The organism is Methylobacterium sp. 2A, from assembly GCF_009806555.1.
Lineage (GTDB): Bacteria > Pseudomonadota > Alphaproteobacteria > Rhizobiales > Beijerinckiaceae > Methylobacterium.
Map to the genome: position 1 here is coordinate 189,845 of NZ_VUOK01000058.1, position 18,638 is coordinate 208,482.

The following is an 18,638-nucleotide window of genomic DNA, read 5'->3' on the forward strand; positions in this document are numbered from 1 at the left end:
GACACCATGACAACCGTCCACTCCGTCCTGCCCTCGCTGGCGCCGCTCCTGCCCGAGCTGATCCTCGGCGTCGGCGTCCTGCTCCTGATCCTCTACGGCGCGTGGCGCGGCGACCGCTCGGCCGAGACCGTGAGCATCGGCGCGCTCGCGCTCCTGCTCGTCGCCCTCTCGGTGGTGATCTCCCAGCCGGTCCACGGCCGGATCACGACCCTCTCGGGCGCCTTCGTGTCCGATTCCTTCTCGAAGGTGATGAAGTCGCTGGTGCTGCTCGGCTCCGCGGCGACGATCCTGCTGGCGCACGACTTCTTCAAGCGCGAGCGCATCGACCGGTTCGAGTTCCCCGTGCTGATCGTGCTCTGCACCATCGGCATGATGGTGATGGTCTCGGCCAACGATCTGATCGCGCTCTATCTCGGCCTGGAGCTGCAATCGCTCGCCGCCTACGTCATCGCCGCCTTCCACCGGGACGACATCAAGTCGACCGAGGCCGGCCTGAAGTACTTCGTGCTCGGCGCGCTCTCCTCGGGCATGCTGCTCTACGGCGCCTCGCTGATCTACGGCTTCACCGGCACGGTCTCGTTCCCCGGCATCGTCTCGGCGCTGAACGCCAATGCGGGCCTCGGCATCGTGCTCGGCATCGTGTTCGTGGCGGCCGGCGTCTGCTTCAAGATGTCGGCGGTGCCGTTCCACATGTGGACGCCCGACGTCTACGAGGGCTCGCCCACCCCGGTGACGGCCTTCTTCGCCACCGCGCCCAAGATGGCCGCCGTCTCGATGACGGTGCGGGTCTTCATCGGCGCCCTCCCGGACGTGACGGCGGTCTGGCAGCAGATCTTCATCTTCGTCTCGGTCGTGTCGATGGCTTTGGGCTCCTTCGCGGCGATCGGCCAGAGTTCGATCAAGCGCCTGATGGCCTACTCGTCGATCGCCAATATCGGCTACGCGCTGATCGGGCTGGCCTGCGGCTCGGAGGAGGGGATCAGCGGGCTCGTCACCTACATGATCATCTACCTCGCGATGACGCTCGGCTCCTTCGCAATCATCCTGTCGCTCCGGCGCCGGAACGTGATGTTCGAGAAGATCGAGGACCTGTCGGGCCTGTCCCGGACTCATCCGTGGCTGGCCTTCTGCCTCGCCGCGATGATGTTCTCGCTGGCCGGCATCCCGCCGCTCGCCGGGTTCTTCGCGAAGTTCTACGTCTTCGCCGCCGCCATCAAGGCGGGCCTCGTGACGCTCGCGGTGATCGGCGTGGTGACCAGCGTGGTCGGCGCCTATTACTACCTGCGGGTGGTGCGGATCATGTATTTCGACGAGCCGAAGGAGCCCTACGAGGCGATGGCGCCGGGCCTGCGTGTCGTGCTCGCCCTGTCGAGCGTCGTGGTGGTGCTGTTCTTCCTGCTGCCCGGCCCGCTGGTCGGCGCCGCCGGCCGGGCCGCCAGGTCGCTGTTCTAGGACGGCCTTGAGCTACCGCCTCGGGCCTGCGGCGCGCGCCGCGGGCCACCGCCTGCATGTCCACGACAGCCTCGGCTCCACCAACACGGAGGCGATGGCGCAGGCGCGGGCTGGGGAGACCGGGCCGCTCTGGGTCGCGACGCACCGCCAGGAGGCGGGGAGGGGCCGCCGGGGCAACAGCTGGTCGTCCCTGCCGGGCAACCTCGCGGCGAGCGTGCTGTGGCCGGTCGCCGGGGTCGCGCCCGATCACCTCGCCGAACTCGGCTTCGTGGCCGGTCTCGCGCTGATCGAGGCGCTGGAGGCGGCCTGCGGCACCCTGCCGGATACCGGATCCGCCGACGGCGCCCGATCTTTCCGGCTGAAATGGCCGAACGACGTGCTGCTCGGCGGCGCCAAGCTGGCGGGCCTGCTGCTGGAAGCCGAGACGCTGCCGGGCGGCCGGCGCGCCGTGGTGATCGGCTTCGGCGTCAACGTGGCGGCAGCCCCGGAGGGCCTCCCCGCCACAAGCTTGGCGGCTATGGGTTACGCCGCGGACGCCGAAGCGCTACTGGAACACCTCTCGGACCGGATGGCAGCGCGGGCGCGCGCCTGGGACCGGGGACAGAATTTTGCTGCCCTGCGCGCCGACTGGCTGGCGCGGGCCGCGGGTCTCGGATCGGAGATCGCGGTGCGCAGCGGCGGACATAGCCTCAAGGGCGTGTTCGAGACGATCGACGAGGGGGGGCGGCTCGTGATCCTCGCCCCCGACGGGAACCGGCATACCGTGACGGCGGGCGAGGTGCATTTCGGATCGGCCGCGACGGCGGCCTGAGTTTGGACGACGACACAGATGGCACTAGGACAGGAGGAGCTGGTCTTCCTGCCGCTCGGCGGCGTGGGCGAGATCGGGATGAATGCGGCGCTCTACGGGTTCGGCCCGGAGAAGGGCCGCAAGTGGATCATGATCGATTGCGGCATGGGCTTCGCCGGCGAGGAGAACATGCCGGGCATCGATCTGATGTTCCCGGATCTTTCCTTCATCGAGGAGAAGCGCAAGGACCTGCTCGGGATCTTCATCACCCACGCGCACGAGGACCATATCGGGGCGATCTCGGAGCTGTGGTCGCGCCTCAAGGCGCCGGTCTACGCGACGCGCTTCGCCAAGAACCTGCTGGAGACCCGGCGGCTCTCGGATCCGGGTGCGCCCAAGGTCGACCTGCGCGAGGTCAAGCCCGGCCGCCGCGTGACCGTCGGCCCGTTCGAGCTCGAATACGTGCCGGTCTCGCACTCGATCCCGGAGTCGAACGCCATCGCGATCCGCACGGCCGCCGGCCTCGTGCTGCACACCGGCGACTGGAAGATCGACCCGACGCCGGTGGCCGGCGAGGTGACCTCGCCGGAGGCCTTCACGGCACTCGGCGACGAGGGGATCCTGGCGCTCGTCTGCGACTCCACCAACGTGGTCCGCGAGGGCTTTTCCCCGAGCGAGCGTGAGGTCGCCGAGACCCTGAAGACGGTGATCGCCGACGCCCCCCACCGGGTGGCGGTGACCACCTTCGCGTCGAACGTCGCCCGTATCCGCGCCGTCGCCGAGGCGGCCGTGGCCTGCGGCCGCGAGATCGTGGCGGTCGGCCGGGCGATGGACCGGGTGATCGATGTGGCCCGCGAATGCGGCTACCTCGACGGCCTGCCCGAATTCCGCCGGTCGGATTCGTGGAAGAGCCTGCCGCGCGAGCGGGTCGTGGCCTTGCTCACCGGCTCGCAGGGCGAGCCGCGGGCGGCGCTCGCCCGGGTCTCCCGCCGCGACCACCCGGATATCAGCCTCACCGCGGGCGACCGGGTGATCTTCTCCTCCCGCGCCATTCCCGGCAACGAGCGCGATGTCGGCGCGATCATCAACGACCTGATCGAGCAGGGCGTCGAGGTGATCACCGACCGCACCGCCCTCGTCCACGTGTCGGGCCATCCGCGCCGAGACGAGATGGTCGAGATGTACAAGTGGACGCGCCCGGGCACCGCGATCCCGGTCCACGGCGAGGCGCTCCATCTCGACGAGCATGCCCGCTTCGCCCGCGCCCAGGGCGTGCAGAACATCGTCAAGGCGCGCAACGGCAGCCTGATCCGCCTCAGCCCCGGCAAGCCCGAGGTGATCGACTACGTGAAGGCCGGCCGTCTGTACAAGGACGGCGATGTCCTGATCGACGAGAAGGACCGGGCGATCCCCGAGCGGCGCAAGCTGATGCAGGCGGGCCTCGTCTCGGTGGCGATCGCCATCGACGAGGATGGCGTCGTACTGGGCGAGCCGGCGGTGGACATCATCGGCCTGCCGAACCGCGGCCGGTCCGGCGAGCCGCTGATCGAGACGGTGGTGGATGCGGTCACCCGGACCCTGTCGGGGATGTCGCGGGGCAAGCTCAAGGACTCGGAGGGCGTCGAGAAGACGGTCGACCGGGCGGTGCGCACCGCGGTCAACGAGGTCTGGGGCAAGAAGCCCGCCTGCCACGTGCAGGTTGTGGAGGTTTAGGGTACGAAGACTGAAGAACGGACCACGGCAGGTCCAATCCAGACCCTCATCCTGAGGTGCCCGCGTCAGCGGGCCTCGAAGGAGCCCTCCAGCCGGCCGCGCGATCCCTGGAGATCTCCTTCGAGGCCTCCGCTGCGCTCCGGCACCTCAGGATGAGGTTGTTCTTGGGATCCGCAGCCTGCCGATCGGTGCGCGAACGGGGAGGAAGAGAGAATGATCGGCCGTCTCAACCACGTGGCCATCGCCGTGCAGGATCTCGACGCCGCCTGCGCGATCTACCGCGATACGCTCGGCGCCACGGTCACGCCGCCCCTGCCGCAGCCCGAGCACGGCGTCACGGTCGTGTTCGTGGAACTGCCGAACAGCAAGGTCGAGCTGATGGCGCCGCTCGGCGAGAACTCGCCGATCGAATCCTTCGTGGCCCGCAACCCGGGCGGCGGCGTCCACCACGTCTGCTACGAGGTCGACGACATCCTGGCGGCCCGCGACAAGCTCAAACAGCAGGGCGCCCGGGTGCTCGGCACGGGCGAGCCGCGGATCGGCGCCCACGGCAAGCCGGTCCTGTTCCTGCACCCGAAGGACTTTCTGGGTACCCTGGTCGAGCTGGAGCAGGTCTGACCCGGATGATGCCCGCGCTGGTCCGCTCGACGCCGAGGACGCTGGCCGTCGTCACGCTGCTGGTCGCCGCCTTCGTGGCGGCGGGGGTCCGCCTGTTCGGGCTGACCGTGGGGGGCGCCATCGCCCTCTATTTCGTGGTGTGGTGGACGCTGCTCTTCGCGGTCCTGCCGCTGCGCAACCAGCCCGAGACGCGGCCGACCCATGTCGTGCCGGGGCAGGATCCCGGCGCGCCCGCGGCGCCGCGGCTCCGCGAGAAGGCGATCTGGACGACGCTGGTGGCGGGGGCCGCGTTCCTGATCGCGCTGGCGGTGTTCCCCTTGACCGGATTGTAGCGCGCTCAGAGCAGCGTGCCGGAGGGCGGTGCCACGGTCAGGGACTTGCCCGCCCGCGCCACCAGATGGGCGAAGGCCAGGGCCGCCGCGGAAGCCTGTGCGGCCGACGGATAGGTCTGGTCCGACTCGGCGATCGTCTCGTTGACGTCGTTGAGCAGGACCCAGGCCCAGCGCGCGTCGGCCCGGCGGATCTCGAAATGCATGGCGGGCTCACCCGGGCTGGACCGGACTACCCTGCGCCGCACAAAAACCCGGACCGGTTAAAGCGTTGCCCGCGGGGGGCGAAAACCCGGCCGGCCGGTCCGTTATCCGCGCTATCAACGCTCTTCACAGGGACCCACGATGTCACGGTCCGCAGGCGCGCATAAAAAAAGCAAGGCCCGAGGCCTTGCTTTCAAGCTTCAGTGGCTCGACCTTGAAGATCCGCCGCATTGCTTGCGGGGCGGTCGTTTTTCCTCCCGAGACTCGGACCTTGCGCCACCTCTTCCGGGCGTCGCAAACATCGCCGGATGCTTATAGGAACAACAATTCGTGTTGTCACCGGGTCTGTGAGAAAAAACTGCGCTTTCTTGCCGGCAAATGGGCAGACCGCTCTCGGGCCGAGCACAACCGGACCTTGACGGCTCCCGCGCCATGGCTTCGCCGCGATTACGCCGCGCCGTGGTCGCGCAGTGCTTGTAATTTGCGTCTCCGGCGTGTTGTGTGACCGCGCGCCGCGGCTCCTCCCGGCTGCCCCACGTCCAAGACCCTCACGACATGCGTCTCTCCCGCTATTTCATGCCGACCTTGCGCGAGACGCCCAAGGAAGCCGAGATCGTCTCGCACCGGCTGATGCTGCGTGCCGGCCTCGTCCGCCAGGAGGCCGCCGGCATCTACGCGTGGCTGCCGCTCGGCCTCCGGGTGCTGGAGCGCGTCTGCGCGGTGATCCGGCGGGAGCAGAACCGCTCCGGCGCCATCGAGATCCTGATGCCGACGGTGCAATCCGCCGAGCTGTGGCGGGAATCCGGCCGCTACGATGCCTACGGCAAGGAGATGCTGCGCCTGAAGGACCGGCACGACCGCGAGATGCTCTACGGCCCCACCGCCGAGGAGATGGTCACCGAGATCTTCCGTGCGAGCGTCCGGTCGTACAAGGATCTCCCGAAGAACCTCTACCAGATCTCCTGGAAGTTCCGCGACGAGGTGCGGCCGCGCTTCGGCACGATGCGCTCGCGCGAATTCCTGATGAAGGACGCCTACTCGTTCGATTTCGACCAGGCCGGCGCCCGCCACGCCTATAACCGGATGTTCGTGGCGTATCTCCGCACCTTCGCGGGCCTCGGCCTGAAGGCGATCCCGATGCGCGCCGATACCGGCCCGATCGGCGGCGACCTGTCCCACGAGTTCATCATCCTGGCCAAGACCGGCGAGAGCGAGGTCTTCTGCGACAAGGCCTATCTCGACTTCGCCATCCCGCCGGAGACGGTCGATTTCGAGGACGTGGCCGGCCTCCAGGGCATCGTCGATGCCTGGACCTCGCATTACGCCGCCACCGAGGAGATGCACGAGAAGGAGGCCTTCGCCGAGGTGCCGGAGGAGAGCCGTCTGGCCGCCCGCGGCATCGAGGTCGGGCACATCTTCTACTTCGGCACGAAGTATTCCGAGCCGATGGGCGCCAAGGTCGCCGGGCCGGATGGGATCGAGCGTCCGGTCCATATGGGCTCCTACGGCATCGGCCCGAGCCGGCTGGTCGCCGCGATCATCGAGGCGAGCCACGACGAGGCCGGGATCATCTGGCCGGATTCCGTCGCGCCCTTCGACGTGGCGCTGATCAATCTCAAGACCGGCGATGCCGCCACCGACGCCGCCTGCGCGCAGATCCAGTCGGATCTGGAGAATGCCGGCCTGTCGGTGCTGTACGATGACCGGGACGAGCGGCCCGGCGCGAAGTTCGCCACCGCCGACCTGATCGGCCTGCCCTGGCAGGTGATCGTCGGCCCGAAGGGTCTGGCCGAGGGCAAGGTCGAGCTGAAGCGGCGCGCCGGCGGCGAGCGCGAGAGCCTCGCGGTCGTCGACCTGCTCGCGCGCATCAAGCGCGCCTGAGACCCCACATGGCGGCATCCGCGGCGATCGACCGGGTGAGGGACTTCGCAGCCTCGTTCCGCCAGGGGACCGCGCCCTTCGCGCCGTTCGAGTGGATCCTCGCCGGCCGCTACCTGCGGGCGCGCCGCCGGGGCGGGGGCGTCTCGGTGGTGGCGTTCTTCTCGGTGCTGGGCATCGCGCTCGGCGTCGCCACCCTGATCATCGTGCTGTCGGTGATGAACGGCTTCCGGGCGGAACTGCTCTCGAAGATCGTCGGCATCAACGGCCACCTGTTCGCGACGCCGATCGACCGGCCGTTCAACGACTGGACCGACCTGTCGGACCGCCTGTCCAAGGTGGCGGGGGTGCGCGCGGCGGTGCCGCTGGTGGAAGGACAGGCCTTCGCCTCGTCGCAATATGGCGGCTCGGGCGTGATCATCCGCGGCGTGCGGGCGGCCGATCTCGATGCGCTCGCGGCGGTCTCCTCCTCGATCCGCGGCGGCACCCTGGAGGGCTTCGACGACGGCACCGGCGTGCTGATCGGCCGGCGGCTCGCCGACACGCTGGGCCTGCAGGCCGGCGACACGATCACGCTGGTGACGCCCAAGGGCTCGTCCACGCCCTTCGGGACGGCGCCGCGCACCAAGAGCTACACCGTCAAGGCGGTCTTCGAAGTCGGCATGACCGAGTTCGACCAGACCTTCGTGTTCATGCCGCTCGCCGAGGCCCAGGCCTTCTTCAACAAGGACGGCGACGTCAGCATGATCGAGATCTACGTCGACGATCCCGACCATGTCGGCGACATGCGCGAGCCCCTGGAGATGGCGGCCGAGCGCCCGATCCTGCTGACCGACTGGCGCCAGCGCAACCGGACCTTCTTCGGGGCGCTGGAGGTCGAGCGGAACGTGATGTTCCTGATCCTCAGCCTGATCGTCGTGGTGGCGACGCTCAACATCGTCTCCGGCCTGATCCTGCTGGTGCGCGACAAGTCGAGCGACATCGCGATCCTGCGCACCATGGGGGCGACGCCCGGCACGATCATGCGGGTGTTCCTGATCAACGGCGCGCTGATCGGCGTCGTCGGGACGCTCGGCGGGTTGCTGCTCGGCATCCTGATCACCCTCAACATCAAGCCGATTCAGCACGTGCTGTTTCCGGGCGCCTGGGACCCGACCGTGCGCTTCCTCGCCGAGATCCCGGCCCAGATGAACCCGAAGGAGATCACCGCCGTGGTGGTCACCTCCCTGCTGCTGTCGCTCGCGGCGACGCTCTATCCCTCCTGGCGCGCCGCCCGGCTCGATCCGGTGCAGGCCCTCCGCTACGGCTGACGGGCCGACCCCATGACCGATTCGAGCCAGACAGCCGGCGGCCAGCCGGTGCCGGCCCTGTTCTTTTCCCGCGTCGAGCGGCGCTACGCCCAGGCCGAGGGCGCGCTGGAGATCCTGCGCGGCGCCGACCTCGCCATCTGGCCGGGGGAGCTGGTGGCGCTGGTCGCGCCGTCCGGCGCCGGCAAGTCGACCCTGCTGCACCTCGCCGGCCTCCTGGAGCGGCCGGACGGGGGCGAGATCTATATCGGCGGCCAGCCCACCGCCGGCATGGCGGATGCCGAGCGCACCCGCCTGCGGCGCGAGGAGATGGGCTTCGTCTACCAGTTCCACCACCTCCTGCCGGAATTCTCGGCCCTGGAGAACGTGGTGATGCCCCAGCTCATCCGCGGCCTGAAGGCCCCGGAGGCGAAAGCCCGCGCCACCGAGCTCCTGAGCTTCCTCGGCCTCAAGGAGCGGCTGCCGCACCGCCCGGCGGAACTGTCGGGGGGCGAGCAGCAGCGCGTCGCCATCGCCCGGGCAGTGGCCAACGGGCCGCGGCTGCTGCTCGCCGACGAGCCGACCGGCAATCTCGATCCGGGCACGGCCGGCCACGTCTTCTCGGTGCTGATGGCCCTGGTTCGCGCCTCGGGCCTCGCCGCTTTGGTGGCGACCCACAACCTGGATCTCGCCGCCCGCATGGACCGGCGGGTGACCATCCGGGACGGGCTGATCACCCAGCTCGACTGAGCGGCAGCCCTCGCATCGGCACATCTTCGCGGCACATCGGCCGGCCGATCACCTGCGCCGTTCTCGGCGGTCTGACCGGTACGGTGCGCCCCGACGCGGACAATCTTTTAATCCCTTGCGCCGCGTGCGCCGCATCACGTCCTGAGACATCTTCGGTTCCTATATTGGTCTTGTGAAAGACAAGCCGAGGCAGATCAGCCCGATCTTTCAGAACAATACAGGAGCCAACGCATGAAGAACCGCATTCCCGCCGCCATCGCTGCGCTTGTCCTTGTCGCCGCGCCCCTGTCGTCGGCCTTCGCGGGCAATGTCGCGCCCCATGAGGGCCGCTGGACCGGCTTCAGCACCTACGCGCCCGAGACCACCGGCGCGATCGGCCTCGGGGTCCACGATGCGCCCTTCTACGAGGGCTGCCCGATGAGCTCGGCCGCCGAGGGCAATGCCAATCAGCAGACCCGCCCGTTCAAGCAGTACGGCCAGACCGCCGGTGGCTACCGCTGCTGATCCGATCTCACGACGGATGAAGCTCAAGCCCCTCTCGTACGTCATGATCGGCGCTTTCGTGAGCGGCCTCCTCATGACCCTGGTCGGCTCCGCGAGCGTGCTGCTCGGCCCATGATACTGCCGTGCCCGGCCGGGGATCAGCGCCCCGGCCGGCGACCGGCCACCGCCCGGTGCGGGCCGTCCGCGACGCCGCGGACCAGCGCCTCGACATGGTCGCAGGCCTCCGTGATGGCGTCGGGCGCTACGGCCATGCGGTCTCGGGCCTCGGCGCAAGCGCGGGCGACCGCCGGATCCGCGAGCAACCGCCGGAGGACGCGCGCCGCCCGGGCAGGCCGGAAGGCGCGGCGGCTCAAGGTCGTGCCGAGCGTCCGGTCCTTGAGCCGCCGCCCCTCGTCGAAATGATCGAACGCCACCGGCACCACGAGCTGCGGGATCCCGGCGGCCAGCGCCTGCGCCACCGTCCCGACGCCGCCGTGATGGATCAGGGCGGCGCTCCGGGGCAGCAGCGCGCTCAAGGGTGCATAGGGCAGATGGATGATCCCGGGCGGAAGCGGCTGCGGGATCTGGCCGCCCTGCGGCGCGAGCAGCACCCCACGCCGGCCCATCCGGCGGCAGACCTGCACCGCGGTGCCGAAGAAATTCGCCCCCTGGCGCATGGCCGAGCCGTAGGTGAACACCAGCGGCGGCTCACCCGCGGCCAGGAAGGTCTCCAGTTCCGGCGGCATCGCCGGCAGATCGCCGAACCGATCGACCAGCGGGAAGCCGAGCTGGATCGCCTGGGCCGGCCAGTCCGGCTGCGGCGCGGCGTACCAGTCCGGAAACATCAGCAGAAGGCGCGTCGGGCTGTTCCACCAGTGCCGGAGCCGGCGCACCGGGTCGAGGCCGAGGCGCGCGCGCAGGGCGTTCAACGGCGGCAGCGTGAACGGTCCCACCGCGACCGCGTCGGCGCCGAGGTTGAGATAGGCGCGGAACGCGGCGGGCAGGAACCGCGGCAGCGGCAGGCCCGGCAGGACGGGCGGATCGAACCGGCTCTCGATCAGGAACGGCATCACGTGCAGCGTCGCCGTCGGGAGATCGTAGAGATCCTGGGCGAGCCGCGCCCCCCAGGCCAGCGGCGAGGCCACGACCAGCACGTCGAGCCCCCGCGCCCAGGTCGCACCGAGCCACAGGCAGGCGGGCTCGGCCACCTGCAGGGCGTAGTCGAACATCGGCCGGAAGCCCAGTTGCGGATCCCACAGGTCCGGCCTGCGGATCACCGCCTCGTAATCCGCCACCGTCCCGAGGGGCTGGAAGTCGAGGCCGGCCCGGCGCGCCATCGACTCGAACGGCGCCGGCGCGGCCAGCGAGACCCAGTGGCCGCGCGCGAGGAGTTCGTGGCCCAGCGCGATGAACGGCAGCACGTCACCGTGCGTACCGACAGCCACGAGGGCGACGTGCTGCCGTTCGACGGTCCGTTGCGCGGGAATAGCCTGCTCCTTCGACCCCCCGACCCCAGTGACGAGTGCGTCTGAGCGCGGGGCATGCCAGCCCGTTGGGCCGGTATCAAGACACTTTTTACTGTACTGAAAAAGACGCCGCCGCCGATCGCGCCTGCCCCCTTTCGCTAGAACAAAACATGAACATACTGGAGCGGCAATACGGAGGCACGACGATGCTGAAGCGGTTGGTCCTGACCGGGATGGTCGAGCTCATGGTCGAGTTCATGGCGTTCGGAATGCTGTTCGCGGCTTTGGGCGCCTGGGCGATAGCCTTGGCACCGGTTCATTAGCCCGCAGCTGCGGATTCCGTGCCGGTTCCCGCCGGGATGGGGTTATGCACAGCCGATCGGCCCGCTGAGGTCGATTGTCCACAGAGGTGGCCTGAACTGATGCCCCCGGGGCACGACCGGTGGATATCATGCCGAGACGGCTCCTGATCCGTCGACTCCGGCCGGTCGAGCGGGGATGGTGTCCGTCCCCGGAACAAGGTCGGCCATGCCACGCCAGCTCAAGGAGGTCGGATTCGTCCACCTCCACGTCCACTCGTCCTATTCCCTGCTCGAAGGTGCCCTGAAGGTCGGCTCCCTGATCAAGGCCGCGGTGGCCGACCGGCAGCCGGCGCTGGCGCTCACCGACACCAACAACCTGTTCGGGGCGCTCGAATTCTCCGAGAAGGCGGCAGGCGAAGGCGTGCAGCCGATCGCCGGCGTGCAGCTCTCGGTGGGGTTCGAGGCGGCGGATCCGCATCAGCGGCAGGCGCCGACGAGCCACGGTATCGTGCTGCTCGCGCAGGACGAGGCCGGCTACGCCAACCTGCTGCGGCTGGCGAGCCGGGCCTATTTCGATACGGCGCTGGGTGAGTCTCCCCGGCTCGATGCGGCCGCGCTCGCGGGATCCTCGGACGGGCTGATCGCGCTCACGGGCGGCCCGTCCGGTCCCCTCGACGCCGCCTTCCGGGCCGGCCGGCCGGAGCTGGCGCTGGCCCGCCTCGAGCGCCTCAAGGCCGCGTTCGGCGAGGATCGGCTCTATGTCGAGCTGCAGCGCCACGGCCTGCCGGAGGAGGGGCGGATCGAGACCGCGCTCCTCGACCTCGCCGGGCGGCACGGCCTCGGCATCGTGGCGACGAACGAGCCCTATTTCGCCAAGCCCGACGATTACGACGCCCACGACGCCCTGCTCGCCATCGCCGAAGGCCGCCTGGTCTCGGACGAGCGCCGCCGCCGGCTGACGCCGAGCCACGCCTTCAAGACCCGCGCCGAGATGGCCGATCTGTTCCGCGACCTGCCGGACGCGCTCCAGGCCTCGGTCGAGATCGCCATGCGCTGCGCCGTGCGGGCGCGGACCCGCAAGCCGATCCTGCCCAATTTCGGCGCGGTGGCGGCCGGCGCGGCGCCGCCCATGGCCGACGCCCTGGCGGAGGGGGCGGCTGCCGGCGTGCAGGCGGTCTCGGCCGACGAGCCGACCGAGCTGCGCCGGCAGGCCGAGGCCGGGCTGGAGCTGCGCCTGAAGCAGCACGGCACGGCGCCGGGCTTCTCGGAGGAGGATTACCGCAAGCGCCTCGAATTCGAGCTCGACGTCATCGTCAAGATGAAGTTCCCGGGCTACTTCCTGATCGTCTCCGACTTCATCAAGTGGGCCAAGGACCACGACATCCCGGTGGGTCCGGGCCGCGGCTCGGGCGCGGGCTCGCTGGTGGCGTGGTCGCTGCTCATCACCGACCTCGACCCGCTGCGCTTCGGCCTGCTGTTCGAGCGCTTCCTCAACCCCGAGCGCGTCTCGATGCCGGATTTCGACATCGACTTCTGCGTCGAGGGCCGCGAGCGGGTGATCCGCTACGTGCAGCAGCGCTACGGCGAGGGGCAGGTCGGGCAGATCATCACCTTCGGTACGCTGCTCGCCCGCGGCGTGCTGCGCGACGTCGGCCGCGTGCTGGAGATGCCCTACGGGCAGGTCGACAAGCTGACGAAGCTCGTGCCGCAGAACCCGGCCAACCCCGTGACCCTCGCCCAGGCGATCGAGGGCGAGCCGAAGCTCCAGCAGGCCATGGAGGAGGAGCCGGTCGTCGCCCGGCTCATCGACATCTCCAAGAAGCTCGAGGGCCTGCACCGCCACGCCTCGACCCACGCCGCCGGCGTGGTGATCGGCGACCGGCCGCTCGAAGAGCTGGTGCCGCTCTACCGAGACCCGAAGACCGGGATGCGGGTGACCCAGTTCAACATGAAGTGGGTCGAGCAGGCCGGCTTGGTGAAGTTCGACTTCCTGGGCCTCAAGACCCTGACCATGCTGCGGTGCTGCACGGATCTGCTGAAGCAGCGCGGCATCGACATCGACCTCGCGAGCCTGCCGCTCGACGACCCGAACACCTACGGGCCGATGGGCCGGGGCGAGACGGTCGGTGTGTTCCAGGTGGAATCGGCCGGCATGCGCAAGGCGCTCTGCGAGATGCAGGCCGACCGGCTGGAGGACATCATCGCCCTGGTGGCGCTCTATCGGCCGGGCCCGATGGCCAACATCCCGGTCTATTGCGAGCGCAAGCTCGGCCGCGACGCCGGCAACGAGATGTCCTGGTATCCGGACCCGAAGCTGGAGCCGATGCTGAAGGAGACGTTCGGCATCATCGTCTACCAGGAACAGGTGATGGAGATCGCGAAGGTCCTGGCGGGCTACTCGCTCGGCGAGGCCGACATGCTCCGGCGCGCCATGGGTAAAAAAATCCGCGCCGAGATGGATGCGCAGCGCGACCGCTTCCTCAAGGGCTGCACCGAGCGCGGCCTGACCAAGGCGAAGGCGAACGAGATCTTCGACCTCTTGGCCAAGTTCGCCGATTACGGCTTCAACAAGAGCCACGCGGCGGCCTACGCGCTGCTGACCTATCAGACCGCCTACCTGAAGGCGAACTATCCGGTCGAGTTCCTGGCCGCCGCCATGACGCTCGACATCGACAACACCGACAAGCTCGCCGAATTCCGCCAGGACGCGCAGCGCCTGAAGATCGTGGTCGAGCCGCCCTCGATCAACACGTCGGGCGAGGTGTTCGAAGTGCGCGACGGCAAGATCTTCTACGCGCTGGCCGCCATCAAGGGCGTCGGCCGCGAGGCGGTGCGGGCGCTGGTGGAGGCCCGGGGCGACCGGCCGTTCAAGGACCTCGCCTGCCTCGCCCGCCGGCTCAATCCGCGGATGATCAACAAGCGGACGCTCGAAAGCCTCGTCCAGGCCGGGGCGCTCGACTGCATCGAGCCCGACCGGGCGCGCGCCTTCGCGGCGGTGGAGCCGATGATGAAGCTCGCCGCCAGCGCGGCGGAGGCGGAATCGGCCGGCGTCACCGACATGTTCGGCGGCGTCGTGGCCGATGACGTGAGCTTGCGCATCCCGCCCCACGAGATCTGGCCGATGGCCGACACGCTCAAGCGCGAATACGCGGCGATCGGGTTCTTCATCTCGGGCCATCCGCTCGACGAGTACGGCGACCTTCTCGACAAGCTGCGGGTGCAGAGCTGGACGGATTTCTGCCGCGCGGTGCGGGCCGGGACCTCGAGCGTCGGCCGGGTGGCGGCCTCGGTGCTCGACCGGGCGGAGCGGCGGACCAAGACCGGCAACAAGATGGGCATCGTCACCCTGTCGGACCGGACCGCGCATTTCGAGGCGATCATCTTCTCCGAGGGGCTGGGCCAGTACCGCGACATCCTGGAGCCGGGCCGGCCGCTGGTGCTCCAGCTCCAGGCGAACCTCGAGGGCGAGGACGTGCGCGCCCGGATCCTCACCGCGGAACCCCTCGATCAGGCGGTGGCCCGCCACCAGAAGGGGATCCGGATTCATCTGAGCGACCCGCGCGGCGTCGCGCCGGTGCAGCAGCGGCTGTCGATGCGCGGCGAGAGCGAGGTCTCGCTGATCCTCAAGCTCGACGGCGGCGAGCGCGAAGTGGAGATCCGGCTGCCCGGAAAATTCCAGGCGAGCCCGGCGCTGGCCGGCCAGCTCCGGACCGTGCCGGGGGTGGTGCAGGTGGAGGTGAGCTGAGGGGCGGCGCACCCGCCCTTTCCCGGGCGCATGCAGCGTCAGCGGAATGCGACCCGGGACCCAGCACGGGACCCCGGGAAGCGTCCAACTGGATAAACTCGTGCCGCCTGCGCGGCGCTTCCTGTGCTGGATCCCGGATCAGGTTCCGCTGACGCTCCACCTGTCCGGGAAAGGGCGAGGCTTACAGGACCAGAGGCGCCGTCCCGCTCGCCGCCAGCACCACCGCCCGCGTCGTGACCAATGCGGCCGCCGATAGCCGCGACCTCCTCGTCCTCCAGCGTGGGCGCGAGACGGTGAGCGTCCCGGTCCGCCCGGCCCTGCGCACCAACAGCGCCGAGATCCTGCTCGCGACCCTGCGCGAGGGCCGGCTGATGGGGCCGGTGCAGCACCTGCTGGTCGCGGAAGATCTGGCCGCCGGCCGGCTGGTCCGGGTGTTGCCGGACTACGCGCTGCGCTCGACGGACGCCTATCTGGTCTATCCGTCGGTGCGCCACATGCGCCCGGCGGTGCGGGCCTTCACGGATTTTGCCGTGCCGCGCATCCGCGCCGTGGAGGGGATCAGCCCGACCGCCTGACACGGGGCAGCCGCCCGGCCGGCGGGTCAGAACGGTGCCGCGAGGCACCCGCCGAGCGCACCCTTCAGCGCGGCGGCGTCGCCCTCCGCCACCGTGAACACCGCCGTCAGGGCCGGATCGCCGCTGCGCGGGCTCGCCTGCGTCCAGGTGAGCTTGGTGCCGGGCTGGGTCAGCGCCAGCGCGACCCCGCGCAGCGGATCCTCGCCGCGGCGGGCCCCGGTCACCGTCAGGGTGAAGCCCGAATCCGCGCCGGCCGCAGCCCCCCGGACCGGCATGCGCACCGAGCGCACGCTGCCGGCGCTGGAGACCAGGATGCCGGTGAGCGGCGTCTCGCTGGCGGAGCCTTCGAGCCCGGCGAAGTCGAAGCGCGGCGCCAGCTCGGCGAAGCGCGGCACGATCAGCGCCGCCGACAGGCCGGTTCCGCCCGGATCGCAGGCGAGATGCAGGGTCGCCGACCTCTGATCCGTCCCCAGATCGGCGGCGCCGGTGAGGTCCGCGCTGCCGCCGGGCGCCCGGTTGCCGCCGAACAGCGGCGTCTGCCCCGTGAGGATGTCGGACAGCCGCTCGCCACGGCTCAACGGTCCCGCGAGGAGGGCCACGGCCGCGATGATCACGACGCCCAAGCCCACGCCGATCCGAAGCCGCATCCTGTCCTCGCCTGTGGAGATCCCGGGCCGGCGGCATAGACGATCGCGGCCTCGCCGCAACCCTTCCTTCACCATGATCACGCGAACTGCACCGCGACAGCACCCGCGTACGTTGCAGCAACTCCGTAAAAACCGATCGATCCTATGCACGCTCGCTCAAGCTTGAGCGTCGCGATGCGCACGAAGATCCTGCTCGTCCTCACCCTGGTCGTCTACGTCACGACCGGCCGCGCCCCCGGCATCCGCGAGCCGCGCAACCCGGATGCGGAGCATGCGGGCGGGCGCGTCGCCGTCGTGATGAAGCGCGCCTGGGCCTGAGCTTCACGGTTCAGGCGCGCAGGCCCTCAGCCGCTCGGCCACGAGGGCCTGGAGGCTCCAGAGGTGTCGGTCATGGATGCCGAGGCGTTCGCAGGCCTCCACGGTCCGGAACAGGTACTCGGCGCTCGGTCCCTTATGACCGCAGGCGGCCGCGATCTTGTCCGCGATCTCGGCATCCGAGAGGCGGCCGGCGTAGCGGTCGCTGGCGCGGTTGGCCAGGAAGGTCAGCGCCGAGACCGTGCCCGCCTCAGTGGCGACCGGCAGCCAGCGGGCGACGTAGCCCCGGCCGCGCATCTCCCGCCGCCAGACCGGCATCAGCGCCGCGCGGATCTCCGAATCGGGCAGGCGGAACGCGACGCCCCGGCAGAGGCCGCCCCGGTCGAGCGCCAGGACGAAGCCCGGCCGCTCCGGCGTTCCGCGGAAGCGCCGCTGGAGCAGGCAGAAGCGCCGGTGGAAGCCGCGGACCGTCCCGATCCGGCGCTCGGCCACCGGAAATTCCGGATTCCACATCAGCGAGCCGTAGGCGAAGACCCAGACGGCGCCGCCCTCGCGGCCGGCGACGATCTCCTCCAGACCCGGGCGCAGCTCCGCGTCCGACAGCACGTCGAGGGCGCTCGGGTCGTCGGGCACCGGGACGGAATGGGCGCGGGCGATCAGGTCGAGGTTGAGATCGAGGGTGCGGGCGAGGGGCTGGTCAGAGGGCATGGGCCCTCAACGCGGCGGCTTCACCGGGCGTTGCCCAGGGCGTCGAGCTCGGGGAAGGGGCGGGTGCGGTGCCCGGTGCAGACCTCGTCGTCGTCCAGCACCGTGAGCCGGTCGGCCTCGTAGCGCAGAGCCACCCTCGGCTTCTCGGGCTTGCCGAAGGTCCGGCCGTACATGTGGCCCGTCACGCAGTAGATCACCTTGCCGCTCTCCTCGATCGGCCCGGCGATCCGGCTGCCCTCGAACCGCACCGGCAGCAGCGACACCGAGCCGAATTCGACCTGCTTCAGCACCAGAGCGGCGATCCGCTGGAGCAGGGCCGGGGAGGGCGCATCCTCCGAGCCGGCCGCCGCCTTCCGCGGGGCGGCCTGTGCCGCGGCGGCGGCGAGGAGAAGCACAAGGGCGAGGGCGGCACGGGGCGGCATCCGCCAACGCTACCCGGACAAGGCTGCCCGAGGCTGGAGCGCCGGGCGGCGCGAATGCCTATATGAGGCTATCCCGGCCAACCGCGCCCCTCACACCCCCGCGACGCGACTTTCGATGCAATGGACCGACGATGCCCTGGTGCTCGGCCTGCGCCGGCACGGGGAGAGCAGCGTCATCCTGGAGGCGATGACCGAATCCCACGGGCGCCATCTCGGCCTCGTGCATGGCGGGCGCTCGCGCCGGATGCAGCCGGTGCTCCAGCCCGGCAACCGGGTCCGCCTGACCTGGCGGGCGCGGCTCGACGAGGGGCTCGGCGCCTTCGCGGTGGAGCCCCTCGAATCGCAAGTCTCGCGGCTGATCGGGTCGAGCCTCGCTTTGTACGGCATCGGGCATCTCGCGGCTTTGCTGCGGCTGCTTCCCGAGCGCGATCCGCATCCGGAACTCTACGAAGCCGCGGGGATCCTCATCGAACATCTCGACGATCCGGCCATCGCGCCGCCCCTGATGGTGCGGTTCGAACTGGCGATCCTGTCGGAACTCGGCTTCGGGCTGGATCTCACCGCCTGCGCGGCGACCGGCGGCAACGATGCCCTGGCCTATGTCTCGCCGAAGAGCGGGCGGGCGGTCAGCGCCTCGGCGGGCGAGCCCTACCGCGACCGGCTGCTGGCGCTGCCGACCTTCCTGCATGCGGGCGGATCCCCCGGGCCCGACGGCGTTGCGCAAGGGTTTACCTTGACGGGGTACTTCCTCGACCGGCACGTCTGGGGCCCCCGCGGCCTCGGAATGCCCGAGGAGCGGGCGCGATTCGTTGCGCTCGGCCGCGAGGCCGGGTAATGTTCGCGTTATGTTCTGCGCACCGCCGGCAATCGGTCCGGGGCCGCAGGCGAAGCCCGGGATCCGGATTCCTCCAGCGCGCGATGCCCCGGCATCGTTCGGCGCAGGCGGTGCGATCGG

General features: G+C 70.0%; 18 protein-coding genes. 13 read left to right on the forward strand and 5 right to left on the reverse strand.

What is annotated here, in order from left to right; translation table 11 throughout:
- Positions 1–6 precede the first annotated feature (6 nt).
- The 5 genes from nuoN (at position 7) to FVE89_RS25875 (ending at position 4,905) form a co-directional block, all read left to right on the forward strand.
- A complete protein-coding gene (gene nuoN / locus FVE89_RS25855) occupies positions 7–1,452 on the forward strand; it encodes an NADH-quinone oxidoreductase subunit NuoN (RefSeq protein WP_161393013.1) in 1,446 nt (481 codons plus the stop codon).
- Between the two features lie 7 nt (positions 1,453–1,459).
- Positions 1,460–2,263: a biotin--[acetyl-CoA-carboxylase] ligase gene (locus tag FVE89_RS25860; RefSeq protein WP_161393014.1), complete on the forward strand. Its 804-nt coding sequence runs from the start codon at positions 1,460–1,462 to the stop codon at positions 2,261–2,263.
- 18 nt (positions 2,264–2,281) lie between these two features.
- Positions 2,282–3,955, forward strand: coding sequence for a ribonuclease J (locus FVE89_RS25865; RefSeq protein ID WP_161393015.1), 1,674 nt, complete (start codon positions 2,282–2,284; stop codon positions 3,953–3,955).
- Positions 3,956–4,168: 213 nt separating this feature from the next.
- Positions 4,169–4,573, forward strand: a complete 405-nt coding sequence (mce, locus tag FVE89_RS25870; RefSeq protein WP_161393016.1) for a methylmalonyl-CoA epimerase — start codon at positions 4,169–4,171, stop codon at positions 4,571–4,573.
- A 5-nt stretch (positions 4,574–4,578) separates the two neighbouring features.
- Entirely contained in the window at positions 4,579–4,905 is a 327-nt protein-coding gene (locus FVE89_RS25875) for a DUF1467 family protein (protein WP_161393017.1), read from the forward strand.
- Between the two features lie 5 nt (positions 4,906–4,910).
- Here FVE89_RS25875 and FVE89_RS25880 read toward each other — a convergent pair whose 3' ends face one another.
- Positions 4,911–5,108 carry a hypothetical protein gene (locus FVE89_RS25880; protein WP_161393018.1) on the reverse strand — a complete coding sequence of 66 codons (198 nt, stop codon included), beginning with the start codon at positions 5,106–5,108 and terminating at the stop codon, positions 4,911–4,913.
- 553 nt (positions 5,109–5,661) lie between these two features.
- On the opposite strand from FVE89_RS25880, the gene proS reads away from it, so the two are divergent.
- From proS to FVE89_RS25900, 4 genes are all read left to right on the forward strand, one after another.
- Positions 5,662–6,987 (forward strand): proline--tRNA ligase, encoded by a 1,326-nt coding sequence (gene proS, locus FVE89_RS25885; protein WP_161393019.1) that lies wholly within the window; start codon positions 5,662–5,664, stop codon positions 6,985–6,987.
- Between the two features lie 8 nt (positions 6,988–6,995).
- Positions 6,996–8,294 (forward strand): lipoprotein-releasing ABC transporter permease subunit, encoded by a 1,299-nt coding sequence (locus tag FVE89_RS25890; RefSeq protein ID WP_161393020.1) that lies wholly within the window; start codon positions 6,996–6,998, stop codon positions 8,292–8,294.
- Between the two features lie 12 nt (positions 8,295–8,306).
- Positions 8,307–9,020, forward strand: a complete 714-nt coding sequence (locus FVE89_RS25895; protein ID WP_161393021.1) for an ABC transporter ATP-binding protein — start codon at positions 8,307–8,309, stop codon at positions 9,018–9,020.
- A gap of 231 nt (positions 9,021–9,251) precedes the next feature.
- A complete protein-coding gene (locus FVE89_RS25900) occupies positions 9,252–9,524 on the forward strand; it encodes a hypothetical protein (RefSeq protein ID WP_161393022.1) in 273 nt (90 codons plus the stop codon).
- 137 nt (positions 9,525–9,661) lie between these two features.
- On the opposite strand, the gene FVE89_RS25905 is transcribed toward FVE89_RS25900, so the two are convergent.
- Positions 9,662–10,948, reverse strand: coding sequence for a nucleotide disphospho-sugar-binding domain-containing protein (locus FVE89_RS25905; protein WP_161393023.1), 1,287 nt, complete (start codon positions 10,946–10,948; stop codon positions 9,662–9,664).
- 549 nt (positions 10,949–11,497) lie between these two features.
- Between FVE89_RS25905 and dnaE the strand changes: the two genes are divergently transcribed.
- A complete protein-coding gene (gene dnaE / locus FVE89_RS25910; RefSeq protein WP_161393024.1) occupies positions 11,498–15,016 on the forward strand; it encodes a DNA polymerase III subunit alpha in 3,519 nt (1,172 codons plus the stop codon).
- A 233-nt stretch (positions 15,017–15,249) separates the two neighbouring features.
- Positions 15,250–15,591: a LysR substrate-binding domain-containing protein gene (locus FVE89_RS25915; protein ID WP_342389479.1), complete on the forward strand. Its 342-nt coding sequence runs from the start codon at positions 15,250–15,252 to the stop codon at positions 15,589–15,591.
- A 26-nt stretch (positions 15,592–15,617) separates the two neighbouring features.
- Here the strand turns inward: FVE89_RS25915 and FVE89_RS25920 are convergent, their stop codons facing one another.
- A complete protein-coding gene (locus FVE89_RS25920) occupies positions 15,618–16,238 on the reverse strand; it encodes a hypothetical protein (RefSeq protein ID WP_161393025.1) in 621 nt (206 codons plus the stop codon).
- Positions 16,239–16,412: 174 nt separating this feature from the next.
- On the opposite strand from FVE89_RS25920, the gene FVE89_RS30705 reads away from it, so the two are divergent.
- On the forward strand, positions 16,413–16,556 hold the full coding sequence (locus tag FVE89_RS30705; protein ID WP_202131067.1) for a hypothetical protein: 144 nt from the start codon (positions 16,413–16,415) through the stop codon (positions 16,554–16,556).
- Positions 16,557–16,559: 3 nt separating this feature from the next.
- On the opposite strand, the gene FVE89_RS25925 is transcribed toward FVE89_RS30705, so the two are convergent.
- Both FVE89_RS25925 and FVE89_RS25930 read right to left on the reverse strand, forming a co-directional pair.
- A complete protein-coding gene (locus tag FVE89_RS25925) occupies positions 16,560–17,261 on the reverse strand; it encodes a gamma-glutamylcyclotransferase (protein ID WP_161393026.1) in 702 nt (233 codons plus the stop codon).
- 20 nt (positions 17,262–17,281) lie between these two features.
- Positions 17,282–17,683: a hypothetical protein gene (locus FVE89_RS25930; protein WP_161393027.1), complete on the reverse strand. Its 402-nt coding sequence runs from the start codon at positions 17,681–17,683 to the stop codon at positions 17,282–17,284.
- Between the two features lie 115 nt (positions 17,684–17,798).
- On the opposite strand from FVE89_RS25930, the gene recO reads away from it, so the two are divergent.
- Positions 17,799–18,518 carry a DNA repair protein RecO gene (recO, locus tag FVE89_RS25935; RefSeq protein WP_161393028.1) on the forward strand — a complete coding sequence of 240 codons (720 nt, stop codon included), beginning with the start codon at positions 17,799–17,801 and terminating at the stop codon, positions 18,516–18,518.
- The last annotated feature ends 120 nt before the right edge of the window (positions 18,519–18,638 follow it).